This window comes from Streptomyces sp. NPDC002773 (assembly GCF_040295605.1).
In the GTDB taxonomy this organism is placed as follows: domain Bacteria; phylum Actinomycetota; class Actinomycetes; order Streptomycetales; family Streptomycetaceae; genus Streptomyces.
The window spans coordinates 78,486-94,528 of sequence record NZ_JBEOVO010000006.1; the positions used below are offsets into that span (position 1 = coordinate 78,486).

A 16,043-nucleotide genomic window follows, 5' to 3' on the forward strand; every position below is an offset into this window, starting at 1 on the left:
GGAGTCGGGGGGCGAATCGGTGGTCGGGGGCGTCAGGACCTGACCCATTCGGCGGTGAGGTTGCAGGCGTAGCCCGAGCCGCCGAGGGTCTTGATCGCCGCGGTGTGGCTGTGGAAGCCGGCGAGCTGGAGGGTCTCGCCCGCGACGAGCCTGACCACGCCGCCGCCGCCCACGGAGATGGCGCCGTTGCCGGCGGGGGTGAGCCAGGTCATCCGGGACTGGCCGGCGCCGCCGACCAGGACGCGGGCGCCGCGCATGCCGGTCTGGGAGTCGTTGGCCCAGGTGGCGTGCGCCGAGATGCGCCACCAGCCGGTGCGCGGCACGACATAGGTGGTGTTCGACGTCCAGCCGGCGGCGTCGTCGACCTCGACGGTGGGCAGGATGAGCACGGTCCAGGTGTTCGGGGCGATGCTCTGCTGCTGGCCGGTCAGCCACTGCGTGGCGCTGAGCAGCACGGTCGAGGCGCCCTGGACGTACTGCCAGGCGGAACCGCTCCAGCGCTGCAGCCCGCCGCCGTTGTCCCGGTACTGGCCGGTGTAGCCGCCGGCGGTCGTGGTGCTCGGGGCGATGCCGCCGATGGCCTTGGGGTACGAGGTCCAGGTCGTGCCGTCCCAGCGCTGGAGGAGGCCCGCCGTGTCCCGGTACTGGCCGACGTAGGCGCCCTTGAAACCGCTGGCGGGCAGGATGCCGCCGAGCGCGACGGCCGGCCAGTGCTGGGTGGTGACGGCGGTGGACCAGGCGATGCCGCCGGTGCCGGCCGAGGTGCCCTTCGGGACCCGGATCGTGTAGAGCGGGATCGTGCTGCCGGGCCCGCTGAGCGGGACGGTGGGCGTGGCCGCCGGAGTGCCCTCGACGAGCCGCACGACCGCCTGGGTGTCGCCCGAGCGGTCGTAGGTGTCGTCCATGACGGCCAGTTCGATCAGGTCGATCCGGTCGTACTGCGGGTCGCCGTCCTTGAGCGTGAAGCTCTCCGGCGCGGTGACGGCGACGAGGTAGGCGCCCTGGGCGGTGTCGTCACCCTGGACGACCGCGCGGCCGGTGCCGATGGTGGCCTGCATGGGCGCGGTGTCGGCCAGGACGAAACCACCCGGGACGATGCCCGCCCGCGAGCGCAGCGGGGTCTCGTCGGGGCTCTGGCCGCTGGGGGTGAGCAGGGCGGCGAGGGTCAGGCGGGTGTCCTCGCGGGTCTGGCCGGTGGACTGGAGCCAAGCGGCGCGTACGGTCATGGGTCACCTCTCCGAAGGGGGTCGGCTCGGGGTGGTCTGCGTGGGCCGGTGGTTCGTGGGCCGGTGCGGAGAACCGCCCCCGGCCGCCGCTCAAGGGCGGCGGCCGGCGGACGTCTGGCGCGTCCTCGTCACCACTCGGCGCTGCGCCAGCGCACGGTCATCAGCGCGTCCTCGGTGCCCGCTTCCGGCCGGAAGGACAGGTCGTGGCGACCGGGATCCAGCACGAACAGCTCCTCCGGGGTGGAGTCGGCCATCGCGGTGTGCAGGCGGGAGGCGGAGTTGTTGAGCATGACCGTGCCCGCCCGGGTGTCGACGGTGAGTTCGTCGCCGGCGGTCAGGTCGATCGCGTACCGCAGTCGGCGCCTGCTGATCCGCTCGGTGACGGTCGGCATGGAGCACGGGCCGCGGAAGACGATCACCGGGTGGACGGGGGCGGAACCGGTGTTCTCGACGACGGCGTCACCGGTGCTCTTGGCCTGGCCCCAGGAGAGCGGCCACTTCAGCCCGTCCGGCAGCCAGTTCAGCCCCGACTCCGGCTGCGGGGGAGTCGTCGTGGCGGTCTGCTCGTTGGCGACGTACCGGCGCGGGTCGGTGGCCAGCCACTGGACCGACATGCGGGAGCTGCCCTGGGTGGCGAAGCCCTGGTCGGCCGGGACGACGCGCTGCGCGATCCGGGCCCGGACGCAGAGCAGCTCGCCGTGCAGCCGCACGGTGAGCCACCGCTCCTCGTCGAGGAGGGCGAGCGACTGCCGCAGGGCGCGGACGGCCGCCGCGGTGCCGCCGTACTCGGGCATCAGCACGATCGTGCCGCCGACCTTGCGCGGCTTGGCGTACCGGGCGCCCGGCCAGGCGCCGTGGGAGGTGGGGCGGTCGGCGTCCGAGGAGTCGTACTCGGGCAGGTCCTCCCAGCCCGACAGGCCGGACTTGTCGACGGCGAAGGGGGTGCCGGGGCCTATGAGGAGCCCGGCCCACTGCATCTGCCCGTCCTGGGTGATGAGCGAGCCGGGCGCGAGGTCGGCGGTGTAGGAGTTTCCGGCGTACGGGGTCGTGGTCTCGGCCATGGGGCCGTCACCTCACTTGGGATGGGGTCGGCGGTTGGCGGTCAGCGGGGTCCGGCGACGGCCGGCGGTCAGCGGCGGGCGGTTCGCGGTCGGCTGTGTCCGGCGGTCAGCGGTGGGCGGCCGTCGGTCAGCGGCCGGCGGTTCGCGGTCGGTCGCGTCCGGCGGTCAGCGGTGGGCGGTCGCGAGGAAGAGCAGGTCCTCGGCGGTCGACCGGGGACCGGCGCCGGGCTCCTCGCGGAACTCCCGGATGCGGTGCGGCCGCGGCAGCGGCTCGGTGAGGGCCGGGACGCGGCGGTTCTCCAGCTGGGAGAGCGAGTCGATGCGGTAGTCGTCCGCGGTGCTCGGGGAGACGATGCCGCCCTCGGCGAGCATGGGGAGCTTGTCGAGTTCGACGCCGAACTTCTTGCCGGTGAGCGGGATCTCGAAGCTGAGCTTGTTGAGCCCGTCGATGATCCAGTTGGCGAACGCGATGAGACCGTTGATCGGTCCCTTGACCACCCCGAGCACGGCGCTCAGCGCGCCCTTGATCAGGTCGCCGATGCCGCGCAGCGACGTGCTCACCGCCTCCTTGGCGGTGCGGAAGAAGCCGGGGATCTTGTCGGTGATCCAGGCGACGACCGACCGTACGGCGCTCTTGATGCCGCCGATCGTGCGGGAGGCGATGCCGCGCAGCGCGTTCGAGGCGGAGCGGACGGCGGAACCGATCCTGGAGATGCCGCCGATGGCCGATCCGACGATCTTGAGCGCGGTCTTGAAGAGGGTCAGGTACGCCTTGACGTAGGTGCCGATGGCCTGGCCGAGGGCCTTCATGAGCGGCTGGATGAACGTCCAGACCGCCTGGAAACCCTTCAGGGCCTGCTGGAAGACCTGCCTGATGATCCGCTGGCCGGTCTCGGAGTTGACGGCCAGTTCGATCAGGTACGCGGCGACGGGCACGATCAGGCCGACGAGGAAGCCGAGCGGGTTGGCCCGCATGGCGACGTTGATGCCTGTCATGGCGACCGACGCGATGGTCATGACGGTGCCGAAGGTGCCCATCATCGTCGAGATGACGTCCGTGACGGGCAGCAGCGGCAGCAGGATGCCGAGGATCGCCCCGGCGCCGGTCCCGATCTTGCGGGCGGCGCCGCGGGCCTTGCCGGCGGCGGTGCCGATCCGCTTGACGCCGGCGGGGGCGGTGGAGCGGCGGATCCTGCCCATGGCGGTGGCGGCGCCGGAGGCGTTCTGACCGAGGGTACGGAGGGGGGCTCCGGCGTTACGGGCGGCGCCGGCGAGGGCGCTGACGCTGCCGTCCGCGCGTCGGACGTCCTGGGTGAACCGCCGCAGGGAGTCGCCCGCCTGGCCGAGCCCCCGTTTCAGGGAGTTCATGGACGGGGTGGCACCCCGGAAGGGGTTGCGTATGCCGCCGCCGATGGCCACGGCACTCATGCGCGTGCTCCACGCGCCTTCACGAGGTACATGAGCGCTGCGGCGGTGGCGTGCGGGTCACTGTTGCGGGCCGCGTGGTAGTGCTCGATGTGGAGCCCGGTACCGGCGCCCGCGCCCTGCTGGCCGCCCTGCGCCATGCGGGCGCGTCGGGCGGTGGAGGCGAGCAGCCGGTCCAGCTTGGAGAGCGGGAGGACGGCCTCGGCCTCGCCGGCCTCGGCGAGGATCGCCGGGACACCGCCGTGGCGGGGCATGACGACACCACCGGTGGCGAGCATGGGGATGGTCGGCAGGTTGACGCCGAAGGTCTTGCCGCCGACGACCGGGACCCAGCCGGGAACGCTGACCTTGACGCGGTTGAGGCTGCCGATCATCGAGTTGATGAGGCCGATGACGGCGTTGATCGGGCCCTTCACACCGCTTTTGATGCCGTCGAACGCCCGGGACGCGATGTCCTTGAGGCCGTTCCAGGCGGCCGACATCTTGTCCTTGACGGCGCTGAAGGCCTTCGGGATCGCGCTCTTGATCCAGTTGACCACCGGCATGATGACGGCCTTGATGCCGTTCCAGACCGCGCTGATCACGGTCTTGATCGCCTTCATGACCGTGGTGATGACCGTCTTCCAGATCTTCACGTAGGTCTTGATGACGGTCGCGACGGCCTTGACGACGGTGGAGATGGCCTTCTTGATGCCGTTCCAGACCGTCTTGATCAGAGCGCCGGCCTTCTTCATGATCGGCCCGACGGCCTTCATGACGGAGCTGATCACGGACTTGATGGCGCTGAAGGCCTTCTTCAGGACCGTCTGCATCGTCTTCGAGCGGAGCGCCATCTCGACGATCTTCTCGATGAGCGGCATGAAGAGTTCGAGCAGCCGGACGAGGAAGTTGCCCTTCATCGACCGGTTGAGCTTGTCCTGGCCCTTGGCCGCCTTGCCGGCCCCGGACTCGTACTTGGAGAGCTTGCCGCCGGCCGACTGAGCGGTGTCGCCGGCCTTCTTCATGGCGCGCTCGGCCTGGTCGGACGCGGTCTTCAGGTTCTTGAGCTGGGTGGTGGAGCCCTGGGCGTTGGTACGGAGTGTCTTGAGCTGCCCGGACGCGGACTTGCCGGCGTCGCCGACCTTCTTGACCGAGGTGCCGGCGCCGGACGCCTGCGTCTTGAGATTGCGCAGGGAGTCGGACGCCTTCTTCATGGAACTGACGAGAGACATGGGGGTACCTCCTTTCGTGGTGTGGTGGGGTCAGCCGGTGGCGATGACGCGTTCGGCGGCCTGGGCCGCGGCCTTGAGGTTGTCGAACGCCAGCTTCACCGCGTTTCCGGCGTCGGCCAGCCGGTTGGCCTCCGTGGCGGCGGACGCGAGGCCGCGGGCCTTGGGCAGCTTCTTCGGGTCGAACTTGTCCTGGGCGTCGCCGAGCTTGTCGATGGCCTTGGCGAGCGTCTCGATGTCCGTGGGCTTGGCCGCGTCGGTCGCCTTGGTCACCGCCTCGACCCCGCCGGCCAGCTTCTTGAGCGCGGAGGCGCTCTTCATCTGGCGGATGGCCTTGTTGAAGTTGATGATCCGTCGGTTGACCTGGCCGAGCGCTTCCTTCAGAGGGTCCAGGTCCGCGGGGTTGCGGGTCTCGGTCTGGCCGATCCCGAGGGCCGCGTCGTCCCGACCCCGGATCTGGTCCTTGGTCATGCGCGTGAACCAGGTCTGGCGTTCGTTGAGGGTGACCGCCTTGCCGCCCAGGCCCGGCATCTTGTATTGGAGCTGGCGGAAGCCCTCGAGGATCGCCTTCCGGAAGACGAGGACCAGGGCGCCGATGGTCATCGGGACGATGATGCCGGCGACGGCCCACCGCATGTACTCCCACCTGGCCTCGTGCCCCTCCTTGAACTTCTCCCACGCGGCGGCGAATCCGTCGAGGCCGAAGGCTTCGAGGAGCTCGGACGACTTCTCCTTCTGGAGCTCCTCGTACATCTCCGCGAACCGCTTGGTGAATTCGAACGGCAGCAGATGGGTCGTGATGATCTTCGGCTCTTCATCGATGAGAGCCTTCTTCAGTGCGGAGACGTAGTGCTTCTCCTTCTTCCCGTCCCGCTCCTCCTTGGTCTTCCCCTGGTGGTCTCCGTCGTAGTGGAACTCGACCTTGGACGGCTCGTGGTCCTTGGGCGTGGTGAGGGAGCTCTTCAGTGCGGCGATCTCCGCCGAGAGCTCCGGAATCGTTGTTGCCATGGTCGCTCCGCTTCCGGCCTGTGAAGGCCAAGCGCCGAAAAGCCCCCACCGGTCCCGGCAGGGGCTCGTTCGTCAGGGCAGCGGGTGGTGGCTAGGCGCCCTCGTCCCGGCGGGATCCGCGTCGGGCCGTCGCGAGGGCGTCGTTCCAGCCGGCCGTGTACGCGAGGGTCTCGCAGCGGGAGACCTCGGCGTAGAGGCTGCCGAGCAACGCTCTCTTGTCGAGGGCGACGGGTCCGTCGAGGAGCTGGCGGAGGCGGTCCTGGAGCGGGATGTGCGGTCGCGATGCCTCGGCCTGCTGAGTCATGGACGCCTGCCTTCCGGTTGCTTGCCCGTGCGTGTGTGGCGGCGCCGCGGAGTCAGGAGCGGGGGCACCACGTATGTTCGAACTACTGTGCGAACAGAGTGTGGAACATCTGTTCGAGGTTTGTCGAGCGGGAAACATCTGACGGCGTGTCTTTTGGCTGGTTTCCCGAACGGGTTGGCGGCTGATCGGAGCTTCTGTTCGACCGGGTAACCTGGAGGACGCGTTCCTCGGGCCCGACCATCTCGGGGGGCGAGGGGCGCGAGGGGCGCGCGGGGACCCCAGGGGGCTGGAAGGCAGTACGGACGCATGGACACGGAGCCGGGAGCGAACCCACGGGAGCGAGCCGTCGACTGGCTCGCGACCCACCCCGATCTGCCCCACCTCTTCGCACGCCTCTCCGAGCTCGTGCACGTCCATGGGCACGCCCCCGAGGACCTCGTCGTGATGCTCCGAAGCGAGGTGGACCGCCGCGAGACGACCGCCTTCACCTCCGGCTGGGCCGAGGCCGTGTCCGACGAACTCCCGCGCATACGCCGGGAGTACGAGAAGCGTGTCGCGGACGCCTACGCGCAGGGGCAGGGTGACGCGCGTGGAATCCGCCGCCCCCAGCGCCGGCTGGACAGCGGCCAGGACGGCGCCCGGGTCATCACCCTGCCCTTCGCCCGTCTCCTCGAACCGCCGGCCGCCGTCGTCGAGGCCGAGGAGCGTGTACGCAGGGAACGCGAGCTGTTCGACCAGCGGTCCGGGCCGGAGCCCGAGCCCCCCGCTCCCGCCCCCGCACCGGATCCCGAGCCCGAACCCGAGCCCGAACACCAGAAGGAGCCGGGACCGGAGTCGGAGCCCGACGTCCTGTTCACCGCACAGGAGAGCCGTACCCGAAGGAACGCCCAGCCCGTACGGAAGGTCGTCCGCGGCAAGGGCGGACGCCCGATCGTCCCGCCGCTGGGCGACGTACCCGCGCAGCCCCCGACCGGCGGCGAGCGCCGGGCCGCCGAGTCCGCCGGAGCGGAGACGCGCGCCGGTCAGCCGCGCCGGCTCTCCGAACGGGCCAGGGCCCTGGAGCAGGAGCTGACCTCCGAGCGAGCACAGGAAGCGCCCCCGGAGTCCGCTCCCTGACGGGAACGGGCGCCGGGGGCTGCGGGGGTGCGGAGATGTGGCTCGCCGGCGTCAGCCGAAGAACCGGACGAGGTGTCCGGGGGAGATCTCGGGAGTCTCCGCCTCGGATGAGCGCACGTCCTGTCCTTCGGCTTCCTCGCCTTCGTCCTCGTCCGTGCCGCCCGGACGGGGGACGGGCTTCGGCGGATCGGGCTGGTCGCTGTCCTCGGACCCGTTGACGCACTGGAACATCCAGTTCGCGACGGCCAGATGGTCCACCGTCGCCGCGAGGAGGTGGTCGGTGATCGACCACTCGGCGGCCTCGCCGTGGAGCTCGCGCTGGAGGGCGCTGTCCCGCGGCAGGTGCTTGATCAGCGCCAGGACGCGTCTGCTGGAGAGCTCCTCGCGGTGCCAGTCGAGGATGTCGATCCCGTAATAGCGGATGAAGTCCGCCTCAAGGGCCTCGGCGTGTTCGTCAACGAACTCGACGAGGCTCAGTCTTCCCCCAGGCCGAGCCCGGTCTCCTTGCCGTAGGCCTCCAGGATGGCGGCGATGTCCTGCACGGTGACGTCGTGCTGCTCGAAGCGGTTGAACTGCTCCTCACCCATCAGGAGTGCGAGCAGGCCGTCCACGTCGTTGTCGTCGAGCTTGCGCAGCCCCTTCGCGGTGGCGCGGCTCAGCTCCGTCGGCAGGGTGTAGGACTCGCCGTCCAGTTCGAAGGACCACTTGCGGCCGTGTGCCTCCTGGCGCTGGGCGCGGGCGGCGTTGACGTCGAAACGGGCCATGGGATGCGTACTCCTTGATTCGGGTGAAGGGAAGGAAGAAGGAGGAGGGGTGGGGCGGGACGGCGATCGGCCGTCCCGCCCCGGGTGGAGAAGGATCAGACGGTCGCGGAGTACTGGCTGTCCTTCATGAGGAAGGTCGCCAGCGGCTTGCCGTCGCCCTTCGACATGGCGGAGAAGGTGACACCGAGCTGGGAGGCGGCCTTGCGGGCCAGCTTGATGTCGTCGGAGGCGGTGACCTGGCCGCGCGGGATGATGAAGCGGTACTTCACCGCGGTCGTGCTGCCGGCCTTGACGTCGGTGAACTCCAGGCCGAGGGCGCGCACATCGGCGTACGGGCGCTCGGCGATCTCGTAGCGGTAGGTGTCGACGGCCGGGGTCGGCTCCGCCTTGACGGCGTCGCCACCCATGAAGAAGGGCAGCGTGTCCTCGTTGAACTGGAGCAGCGAGAACTTCAGCGAGAGGTCACGGCTCGAGTAGATGTAGTGGATCGGGGAGACCGACTGCCACGAGTCGATGGCCTCCAGCTTGTCCTTCTTGGAGAAGGTGACGCCGTCGCCGGAGGTGAAGCCGAGGTCCTTCCAGCCCGCACCGGTCCAGTCGGCGGCCGAGTCGGTGCCGAAGGTGGCCGGGGCGGACGTACCGGCGTCGGCCACGTAGAGCTTGCCGGTGCCGGCGACGCGGATCTCGGCCGAGTTGTTTCCTGCCATGGTGGATTTCTCCTTGTGATGGGGTGAGGGCACCGCCCCGGGCGTGGGTCCCGGGTACGGCAAAGGCCCCGCCGGACGGCGGGGCCTGGTCTGTGGGCGAGCATCCGAAGGGCGCTCGGTGGGCGTCTGGAAGACGCCCGTTCGGTGGGCGTCTAGAAGACGCTGAGGGAGAGGCGGATGACGCAGAGGTAGCGGTTGGCGCCCCGGTAGAGGTAGTCGGGCAGCCAACGCGGCCCGTCCTGCTCCTCCACGTCGTGGACGACGTTGTTGGCGCCGATCTGCTTGCCGATGGTGGCGAGCAGGCACCGCCGGGCCGCGTTGGCGAGGAGGTGGGCCGCGCTCTTGCTCGGGCCGTACACCTCGAACTCGACCAGCGGCATGTCGACGTGCAGGTCGCCGATCCAGGCGCCGCCGCGGCGGTTCACCAGGACCGCGCTCTGCGTACCGTCGAAGCCGGCCGGTGCGTGGACCGCGATGGTCGCGCCGGCCAGGGCGGGGTCGGCCTTGAGGACGTCGACGACCAGCTTCTCGACGTCCGGGAAAGCACTCGGGGGAGTGGTCATGACGGTTCTCCTCGGGAGAGGGGAGGGGCGGGATGGCGGGACGGGGTGCCGCCCGGGGCGCTCCGGCGGGAGGGCGCGGGGCGCGGCAGCGCACCCGGACGGCGGACGGCGGAGCCGCGTCCCGACCTGCGGGCGCAGCTCCGCCGCTGCACCAACTGTGACAGCGATCGTGCGCGCACGCAACTAGAACGGTGAATCCGCTCCCGCCCGCGACGCACCGGGCGGGATCCCCGAGCCGCATCCGCCCGCACCTCGCCGACCCGGGGGCACCCGCCACCGATAAGTTGACCGTCACCGAACCGAGGGAGCCGCCCCGTGCCCGCCGACCGTCCCCGCCTGCTCTACGTGACGGACCTGACCTACCCGGCCAAGGGGCGGCGCTACGGCGACGAGGACGTGCACCTCGCCGCCCGGCTCCGGGCCGACTTCGACCTCGCCCTCTGCCACCCGCTCGACGCCGCCGCCCTCATGCCGGGCTTCGACGCCGTCGTCGTCCGCAACAGCGGCCCCGTCCTCGGGTACCAGAAGGAGTACGAGGCCTTCCGCGAGCGCGCCCTGGCCCTCGGCGCCCGCGTCTACAACCCCCTCCACGGGCGCGGTGACATGGCCGGAAAGCAGTACCTGCTCGACCTCACCGCCGCCGGGTACCCCGTCATCCCCACCGTCGACCGCCCCGAGGACCTCCACCGGCTGCCCGCCGCCCTGCAGTACGCGGTCAAGCCCGTGGCCGGAGCGGACTCCATAGGACTGCGCTTCATGGCGTACGAGGAGCTCACCGGGCTGACGTACGGCGGACTCCTCGTCCAGCCGCGCATCGACTTCCGCTACGAGGTCTCCTTCTACTTCGTCGACGACCTCTTCCAGTACGCCCTGTACGCCCCCGACCCCGAGCGCCGCTGGGTCCTGGAGCCGTACGAACCGACCGGGGACGACCTCGCCTTCGCCCGCCGCTTCGTCGACTGGAACACCCTCGACCACGGCATCCAGCGCGTCGACGCCTGCCGCACCCCGGAGGGCGGGCTGCTCCTCGTCGAGCTGGAGGACCTCAACCCGTACCTCTCCCTCGACCGCGTCGCCGAGCCGGTGCGCGAGCGCTTCGCCGGCGCCCTGACCCGCTCCCTCCACTCCTTCCTGGCGGCATGACGAAGCGCCCCGGGTCCGGATCAGGACTCGGGGCGCTTCGGTGACGGACGATCAGACGGTGTGCGCGGTACGGCGACGGGCCAGCCGCTCCGCCGCGAAGACGTCCTCCAGGCGGAACAGCTGGGCGCGGCCCGCCTTCCCCGCGGCCCGCAGGTGGCCCAGCTGGACCCACTTGCGGATCGTCGCGGGGGCGACCCCCGCCTCTTCGGCGGCGAGCGGCCCGGGGATCAGCGCGGGCAGCGCGGGCGTGCTCAGCATGAAGTCTCCTTCGTGTCGTCCATCGCCGCCTCGATCTCCTCGGTACGGGTCCCCGAGGCCTCCGTCAGTTCGGCCCACGCGTCCTCCGGCCACAGATGGCGGTACGCGGGGTCGTCCTGGCAGCCGCACGCCGCGTCCGTGCACACGCACGCCGGATTCACGCAGAGCACCGCGCGCCGGTCGGGGAACGCGCGCAGCGACACCGAGTCGCACCAGGGGCAGCGCCCCGAGACCCGGACGATCGTCTCCGAGTCGCCCAGGGTCCGGGCGCACCGGCGGGCCATGCGCCGGATCTCGTCCCGGACGTGCCGGGCGAGGACCGGGTGGGCGGCGACGGCGTCGAGCAGGCCGACGATCCGGCGCAGCCGCTCGATCACCCCGGCCCGGCGCGGCCGCGGCAGGGCGAGCCGGGCGCAGACCGCCTCCTCCAGTTCCACCACACCGTCGGTGATGTCCCGGATGGCGTCGGAGATGTGGAGCCGGATCGGGGCGGCGCCGTGCCCGGGTACGGAGAGGCCGTGCCGCTGTTCGAGGAGCAGTGCCTCGCGCCGCTCCTGGCGGATCAGCTCGTCGCGGCCGGGGTGCGGGGCGCTGGGGGCGGTCCCGGCGGGGGAGCGGCGGCCGGGCGCCAGCTCCTCGGAGAGCTCGGGGAACTGCCGCACGAGGGAGGCGGTCCAGAGGGCGATGTCCCGCAGCACCAGCTCGACGGCGGGGCCGGCGGGGACGGCGGGGCCGACGGGGCCGACGGCGGCGGCAGGGCCGACAGAGCCGACAGGGCCGGCATGCCCGGAGTGGCCGGTTCCGGCGTCGTCCGTGTTCGTGCGGTCGGTGAGGTCAGCCACGGCGGTGGCCTCCCGCCTGCGCGACCGCCTTCGCGACGCGCTCCGAGTCCGCCGGGCGGCCGTTGCGCCACAGGCGGCCCGCGCAGACGCCGTCGAAGTAGCTCTCGGCGGGGGCGACGGCCGTCTCGCACTCGCGGCGGACGGGGCAGTCGGCACAGGCGCGCAGTGCCGGGACCGCGTCTTTGGGGCGGCGGGCGAAGACGACGGAGGGGGAGAGGCCGGCGCACGCGGCGGAGGCCTGCCAGGGGGACGGGTCGGTCGGGAACAAGAGGTTTCTCCACGGGCCGGGGCCACCAGGGCGTCCATGGGGCCGGTGGGGCTTCTGGGGCTCAGGGGGCCGACGAGTGCGGCGACGAGCAGCCTGACACGTTGCGTGCGAGCGCGCAACAAGCTGTGGAGGGGGGCCCTGGTCAGGTCTTCATTGATTCGACACGATTGCGCTCCCGAAAGCACGTAATTCTGTGCGCGCAAGCACGCTAAGGTGTGGAATCCGGAGGGTGGGGAGTGAGGGAGCGCTACACATGACCAGTCAAGGGCTCGACGAATTCGCGGGATGGGTCGAAGGCCTGATGAGGGCGCGGGGCTACGACATCGACAGTCCGCGCGGCGGTGGCAAGTCCCGGATCGCCGACGAGGCGGGAGTCCACCGTGCCGCCGTGACGCGCCTGCTCCAGCGGCAGAGCATGCCCGACCTGGAGACCATGCGCAGGATCGCCCCGCTGCTCGGCGTCTCCGTCCGGGACATGCTGATCCGGTCGGGCCGCGTGACCCCGGAGGAGCTGCCGATGGCGGCGGACCTGCTGCCGCCGACCGACTGGCAGCCCTCCATGGAGGACTTCGCCCGCTGGCTCGGCGTCCCCGACGAACGCATGGGCGTCTTCATCAAGGTCGTGAACCAGTTCCTGGAGCCCGACACGGAGGCGGAGCGCCCCGCCGAGGCCGCCGAACCGCGCCGCACCGCCCGGGACTGACCCCGGGACCGACCCGATCCCGCCCGGCCCCGGCCCGCAACGGCCGGGGCACGCGTGCGCGTGGGCATTTGTTTTGACCGGAGTCCGTGCGATAGGTACGCTCATGCCTTGTGCCTGGGGTGTGCCTGGGCTCGCGTGCGTGTCCTCAACCGCAAGGCGAGTCCGAGTACCGGCCACCGTGATCCGTGCCATTTCCGCCTCGGCGGAAGTCCGCGTGATTCGACACACCCGACCGCGTGGGTCGGCGAATGTTCCAGGTTAGTTTTACGACGGCACACAGAAACCGGAGAAGTAGTGCCTACGATCCAGCAGCTGGTCCGGAAGGGCCGGCAGGACAAGGTCGAGAAGAACAAGACGCCCGCACTCGAGGGTTCCCCTCAGCGTCGCGGCGTCTGCACGCGTGTGTTCACGACCACCCCGAAGAAGCCGAACTCGGCCCTCCGTAAGGTCGCGCGTGTGCGTCTGACCTCGGGCATCGAGGTCACGGCCTACATCCCGGGTGAGGGCCACAACCTGCAGGAGCACTCGATCGTGCTCGTGCGCGGTGGCCGTGTGAAGGACCTGCCGGGTGTTCGCTACAAGATCATCCGCGGTTCCCTCGACACGCAGGGCGTCAAGAACCGTAAGCAGGCTCGCAGCCGCTACGGCGCCAAGAAGGAGAAGTAAGAATGCCTCGTAAGGGCCCCGCCCCGAAGCGCCCGGTCATCATCGACCCGGTCTACGCCTCTCCTCTTGTCACCTCGCTGATCAACAAGATCCTGCTTGACGGCAAGCGTTCCACCGCCGAGCGCATCGTCTACGGCGCCATGGAAGGCCTCCGCGAGAAGACCGGCGCTGACCCGGTCATCACGCTGAAGCGCGCGCTTGAGAACGTCAAGCCGGCCCTTGAGGTCAAGTCCCGCCGTGTCGGTGGCGCCACCTACCAGGTGCCGATCGAGGTCAAGCCGGGCCGCGCGTCCACGCTGGCCCTCCGCTGGCTCGTCGGTTACTCCCGCGCCCGTCGCGAGAAGACCATGACCGAGCGCCTCATGAACGAGCTCCTCGACGCCTCGAACGGCCTCGGTGCGGCCGTCAAGAAGCGTGAGGACACGCACAAGATGGCCGAGTCCAACAAGGCCTTCGCGCACTACCGCTGGTAGTCGCAACCCACATCGAGACCGAGAGAAGACTGAGCCGATATGGCTACCACTTCGCTTGACCTTGCCAAGGTGCGCAACATCGGCATCATGGCTCACATCGACGCGGGCAAGACGACCACCACCGAGCGGATCCTGTTCTACACCGGTGTCTCGTACAAGATCGGTGAAGTCCACGACGGCGCTGCCACGATGGACTGGATGGAGCAGGAGCAGGAGCGCGGCATCACGATCACGTCCGCCGCGACGACCTGTCACTGGCCGCTCGAGAATGTCGATCACACGATCAACATCATCGACACGCCGGGTCACGTCGACTTCACCGTCGAGGTGGAGCGTTCGCTGCGCGTGCTCGACGGTGCTGTCACCGTGTTCGACGGTGTGGCCGGTGTCGAGCCCCAGTCCGAGACTGTCTGGCGACAGGCGGACCGCTACGGCGTCCCGCGCATCTGCTTCGTCAACAAGCTCGACCGTACGGGCGCCGAGTTCCTCCGCTGCGTCGACATGATCGTGGACCGCCTCGGCGCCGTCCCGATCGTCATGCAGCTCCCGATCGGCGCCGAGATGGACTTCCAGGGCGTCGTCGACCTCGTCCGCATGAAGGCTCTCGTCTGGTCCGCCGAGGCCAGCAAGGGCGAGATGTACGACGTCGTCGACATCCCGGCCTCGCACACCGAGCTCGCCGAAGAGTGGCGCGCGAAGCTGGTCGAGACCGTCGCGGAGAACGACGAGGAGCTCATGGAGCTCTTCCTCGAGGGCGTCGAGCCCACCGAGGAGCAGCTGTACGCGGCTGTCCGTCGTATCACCATCGCTTCCGGCAAGGGCAACGGCGAGAAGACGGTCACCCCCGTCTTCTGCGGCACCGCGTTCAAGAACAAGGGCGTTCAGCCCCTGCTCGACGCTGTCGTCCGTTACCTGCCTTCGCCCCTGGACGTCGAGGCCATCGAGGGCCACGACGTCAGGGACGCCGAGGTCGTCGTCAAGCGCAAGCCGTCCGACGACGAGCCGCTGTCGGCCCTCGCGTTCAAGATCGCGAGCGACCCGCACCTCGGCAAGCTCACCTTCGTCCGGATCTACTCCGGTCGCCTGGAGGCCGGCACCGCGGTGCTGAACTCCGTCAAGGGCAAGAAGGAGCGCATCGGCAAGATCTACCGCATGCACGCGAACAAGCGTGAGGAGATCGACTCGGTGGGCGCCGGCGACATCGTCGCCGTCATGGGCCTCAAGCAGACCACCACTGGTGAGACGCTGTGCGACGACAAGAACCCGGTTGTCCTGGAGTCCATGGACTTCCCGGCGCCGGTCATCCAGGTCGCCATCGAGCCCAAGTCCAAGGGTGACCAGGAGAAGCTGGGTGTCGCCATCCAGCGTCTCGCGGAGGAGGACCCCTCCTTCCAGGTGCACTCGGACGAGGAGACCGGCCAGACCATCATCGGTGGTATGGGCGAGCTTCACCTCGACATCCTCGTCGACCGCATGCGTCGCGAGTTCAAGGTCGAGGCGAACGTCGGCAAGCCGCAGGTCGCGTACCGCGAGACGATCCGCAAGGCCGTCGAGCGACTTGACTACACCCACAAGAAGCAGACCGGTGGTACCGGTCAGTTCGCCAAGGTGCAGATCGCGATCGAGCCCATCGAGGGCGGCGACGCCTCGTACGAGTTCGTGAACAAGGTCACCGGTGGCCGCATCCCGAAGGAGTACATCCCTTCGGTCGACGCGGGTGCGCAGGAGGCCATGCAGTTCGGCATCCTGGCCGGCTACGAGATGACGGGCGTCCGCGTCATTCTTCTCGACGGTGGCTACCACGAGGTCGACTCCTCCGAGCTGGCGTTCAAGATCGCCGGTTCGCAGGCCTTCAAGGAGGCCGCGCGGAAGGCTTCGCCGGTCATCCTCGAGCCCATGATGTCCGTCGAGGTCACCACGCCCGAGGACTACATGGGTGAGGTCATCGGCGACATCAACTCCCGCCGTGGCCAGATCCAGGCCATGGAGGAGCGCAGCGGCGCCCGCGTCGTGAAGGGCCTCGTGCCCCTTTCGGAGATGTTCGGCTACGTCGGCGACCTCCGCAGCAAGACCTCGGGTCGCGCAAGCTACTCGATGCAGTTCGACTCCTACGCCGAGGTTCCGCGGAACGTCGCCGAGGAGATCATCGCGAAGGCCAAGGGCGAGTAACTCTCCCGAGTTCACGCTTTAGGCTTGACACCAATCACCGGGGCTCGACCCCCGCAACCCGAGGAATCGGGCCCCGGCGGATGGCATCCCAGCAAAGATCACCTGGCGCCGATGAAGCAAGGCGTACAGAACCACTCCG

19 protein-coding genes are annotated in these 16,043 nt (G+C 69.9%); 6 read left to right on the forward strand and 13 right to left on the reverse strand.

Annotation, left to right across the window (positions count from 1 at the left end):
- Window positions 1-32: 32 nt before the first annotated feature.
- The 6 genes from ABT034_RS10395 to ABT034_RS10420 form a co-directional block, all read right to left on the reverse strand.
- A complete protein-coding gene (locus tag ABT034_RS10395) occupies window positions 33-1,226 on the reverse strand; it encodes a hypothetical protein (protein WP_351213387.1) in 1,194 nt (397 codons plus the stop codon).
- Window positions 1,227-1,354: 128 nt separating this feature from the next.
- On the reverse strand, window positions 1,355-2,287 hold the full coding sequence (locus ABT034_RS10400) for a phage distal tail protein (RefSeq protein WP_351213389.1): 933 nt from the start codon (window positions 2,285-2,287) through the stop codon (window positions 1,355-1,357).
- A 165-nt stretch (window positions 2,288-2,452) separates the two neighbouring features.
- Window positions 2,453-3,715 (reverse strand): phage tail tape measure protein, encoded by a 1,263-nt coding sequence (locus ABT034_RS10405; protein WP_351213391.1) that lies wholly within the window; start codon window positions 3,713-3,715, stop codon window positions 2,453-2,455.
- Window positions 3,712-4,923 carry a phage tail protein gene (locus ABT034_RS10410; protein ID WP_351213393.1) on the reverse strand — a complete coding sequence of 404 codons (1,212 nt, stop codon included), beginning with the start codon at window positions 4,921-4,923 and terminating at the stop codon, window positions 3,712-3,714. Before ABT034_RS10410 ends, ABT034_RS10405 begins: the two co-directional genes overlap by 4 nt.
- Before the next feature lie 30 nt (window positions 4,924-4,953).
- Window positions 4,954-5,928: a hypothetical protein gene (locus tag ABT034_RS10415; protein WP_351213395.1), complete on the reverse strand. Its 975-nt coding sequence runs from the start codon at window positions 5,926-5,928 to the stop codon at window positions 4,954-4,956.
- A gap of 91 nt (window positions 5,929-6,019) precedes the next feature.
- Window positions 6,020-6,232: a hypothetical protein gene (locus ABT034_RS10420; RefSeq protein ID WP_351213397.1), complete on the reverse strand. Its 213-nt coding sequence runs from the start codon at window positions 6,230-6,232 to the stop codon at window positions 6,020-6,022.
- Between the two features lie 306 nt (window positions 6,233-6,538).
- On the opposite strand from ABT034_RS10420, the gene ABT034_RS10425 reads away from it, so the two are divergent.
- Window positions 6,539-7,348, forward strand: a complete 810-nt coding sequence (locus tag ABT034_RS10425; protein ID WP_351213399.1) for a hypothetical protein — start codon at window positions 6,539-6,541, stop codon at window positions 7,346-7,348.
- Window positions 7,349-7,399: 51 nt separating this feature from the next.
- Here ABT034_RS10425 and ABT034_RS35325 read toward each other — a convergent pair whose 3' ends face one another.
- From ABT034_RS35325 to ABT034_RS10445, 4 genes are all read right to left on the reverse strand, one after another.
- A complete protein-coding gene (locus ABT034_RS35325; RefSeq protein WP_502972863.1) occupies window positions 7,400-7,606 on the reverse strand; it encodes a hypothetical protein in 207 nt (68 codons plus the stop codon).
- 215 nt (window positions 7,607-7,821) lie between these two features.
- Window positions 7,822-8,112: a hypothetical protein gene (locus ABT034_RS10435; protein ID WP_351213401.1), complete on the reverse strand. Its 291-nt coding sequence runs from the start codon at window positions 8,110-8,112 to the stop codon at window positions 7,822-7,824.
- Window positions 8,113-8,207: 95 nt separating this feature from the next.
- Window positions 8,208-8,819 (reverse strand): phage tail tube protein, encoded by a 612-nt coding sequence (locus ABT034_RS10440; RefSeq protein WP_351213403.1) that lies wholly within the window; start codon window positions 8,817-8,819, stop codon window positions 8,208-8,210.
- Window positions 8,820-8,971: 152 nt separating this feature from the next.
- Window positions 8,972-9,382 carry a phage tail termination protein gene (locus ABT034_RS10445; protein WP_351213405.1) on the reverse strand — a complete coding sequence of 137 codons (411 nt, stop codon included), beginning with the start codon at window positions 9,380-9,382 and terminating at the stop codon, window positions 8,972-8,974.
- A 315-nt stretch (window positions 9,383-9,697) separates the two neighbouring features.
- Here ABT034_RS10445 and ABT034_RS10450 point away from each other — a divergent pair, with 315 nt between their 5' ends.
- Window positions 9,698-10,525 carry an ATP-grasp domain-containing protein gene (locus ABT034_RS10450; RefSeq protein ID WP_351213407.1) on the forward strand — a complete coding sequence of 276 codons (828 nt, stop codon included), beginning with the start codon at window positions 9,698-9,700 and terminating at the stop codon, window positions 10,523-10,525.
- Between the two features lie 51 nt (window positions 10,526-10,576).
- Here ABT034_RS10450 and ABT034_RS10455 read toward each other — a convergent pair whose 3' ends face one another.
- From ABT034_RS10455 to ABT034_RS10465, 3 genes are all read right to left on the reverse strand, one after another.
- Window positions 10,577-10,783 (reverse strand): MerR family transcriptional regulator, encoded by a 207-nt coding sequence (locus ABT034_RS10455; RefSeq protein WP_351213409.1) that lies wholly within the window; start codon window positions 10,781-10,783, stop codon window positions 10,577-10,579.
- Window positions 10,777-11,481 carry a hypothetical protein gene (locus tag ABT034_RS10460; protein WP_351213746.1) on the reverse strand — a complete coding sequence of 235 codons (705 nt, stop codon included), beginning with the start codon at window positions 11,479-11,481 and terminating at the stop codon, window positions 10,777-10,779. The genes ABT034_RS10455 and ABT034_RS10460 overlap by 7 nt, the downstream gene beginning before the upstream one ends.
- A gap of 136 nt (window positions 11,482-11,617) precedes the next feature.
- Complete coding sequence (locus tag ABT034_RS10465) at window positions 11,618-11,893, reverse strand: WhiB family transcriptional regulator (protein WP_351213411.1); 276 nt, start codon at window positions 11,891-11,893, stop codon at window positions 11,618-11,620.
- 253 nt (window positions 11,894-12,146) lie between these two features.
- Here ABT034_RS10465 and ABT034_RS10470 point away from each other — a divergent pair, with 253 nt between their 5' ends.
- From ABT034_RS10470 to fusA, 4 genes are all read left to right on the forward strand, one after another.
- A complete protein-coding gene (locus tag ABT034_RS10470) occupies window positions 12,147-12,596 on the forward strand; it encodes a helix-turn-helix domain-containing protein (RefSeq protein ID WP_351213413.1) in 450 nt (149 codons plus the stop codon).
- 294 nt (window positions 12,597-12,890) lie between these two features.
- Window positions 12,891-13,262 carry a 30S ribosomal protein S12 gene (rpsL, locus tag ABT034_RS10475; protein WP_003948652.1) on the forward strand — a complete coding sequence of 124 codons (372 nt, stop codon included), beginning with the start codon at window positions 12,891-12,893 and terminating at the stop codon, window positions 13,260-13,262.
- Window positions 13,263-13,264: 2 nt separating this feature from the next.
- The gene (gene rpsG / locus ABT034_RS10480; protein WP_351213415.1) at window positions 13,265-13,735 is read left to right on the forward strand and encodes a 30S ribosomal protein S7; all 471 of its coding nucleotides are present in this window, start codon (window positions 13,265-13,267) and stop codon (window positions 13,733-13,735) included.
- A gap of 39 nt (window positions 13,736-13,774) precedes the next feature.
- Entirely contained in the window at window positions 13,775-15,904 is a 2,130-nt protein-coding gene (gene fusA, locus ABT034_RS10485) for an elongation factor G (protein ID WP_351213417.1), read from the forward strand.
- Window positions 15,905-16,043: the final 139 nt, after the last annotated feature.

Excerpts from the sequence above, each read along its gene's own strand:
- ABT034_RS10395 (WP_351213387.1), bottom strand. The coding sequence starts at position 1,226 with ATGACCGTACGCGCCGCTTGGCTCCAGTCCACCGGCCAGACCCGCGAG.
- ABT034_RS10400 (WP_351213389.1), bottom strand. The coding sequence starts at position 2,287 with ATGGCCGAGACCACGACCCCGTACGCCGGAAACTCCTACACCGCCGAC.
- ABT034_RS10405 (WP_351213391.1), bottom strand. The coding sequence starts at position 3,715 with ATGAGTGCCGTGGCCATCGGCGGCGGCATACGCAACCCCTTCCGGGGT.
- ABT034_RS10410 (WP_351213393.1), bottom strand. The coding sequence starts at position 4,923 with ATGTCTCTCGTCAGTTCCATGAAGAAGGCGTCCGACTCCCTGCGCAAT.
- ABT034_RS10415 (WP_351213395.1), bottom strand. The coding sequence starts at position 5,928 with ATGGCAACAACGATTCCGGAGCTCTCGGCGGAGATCGCCGCACTGAAG.
- ABT034_RS10420 (WP_351213397.1), bottom strand. The coding sequence starts at position 6,232 with ATGACTCAGCAGGCCGAGGCATCGCGACCGCACATCCCGCTCCAGGAC.
- ABT034_RS10425 (WP_351213399.1), top strand. The coding sequence starts at position 6,539 with ATGGACACGGAGCCGGGAGCGAACCCACGGGAGCGAGCCGTCGACTGG.
- ABT034_RS10435 (WP_351213401.1), bottom strand. The coding sequence starts at position 8,112 with ATGGCCCGTTTCGACGTCAACGCCGCCCGCGCCCAGCGCCAGGAGGCA.
- ABT034_RS10440 (WP_351213403.1), bottom strand. The coding sequence starts at position 8,819 with ATGGCAGGAAACAACTCGGCCGAGATCCGCGTCGCCGGCACCGGCAAG.
- ABT034_RS10445 (WP_351213405.1), bottom strand. The coding sequence starts at position 9,382 with ATGACCACTCCCCCGAGTGCTTTCCCGGACGTCGAGAAGCTGGTCGTC.
- ABT034_RS10455 (WP_351213409.1), bottom strand. The coding sequence starts at position 10,783 with ATGCTGAGCACGCCCGCGCTGCCCGCGCTGATCCCCGGGCCGCTCGCC.
- ABT034_RS10470 (WP_351213413.1), top strand. The coding sequence starts at position 12,147 with ATGACCAGTCAAGGGCTCGACGAATTCGCGGGATGGGTCGAAGGCCTG.
- rpsG (WP_351213415.1), top strand. The coding sequence starts at position 13,265 with ATGCCTCGTAAGGGCCCCGCCCCGAAGCGCCCGGTCATCATCGACCCG.
- fusA (WP_351213417.1), top strand. The coding sequence starts at position 13,775 with ATGGCTACCACTTCGCTTGACCTTGCCAAGGTGCGCAACATCGGCATC.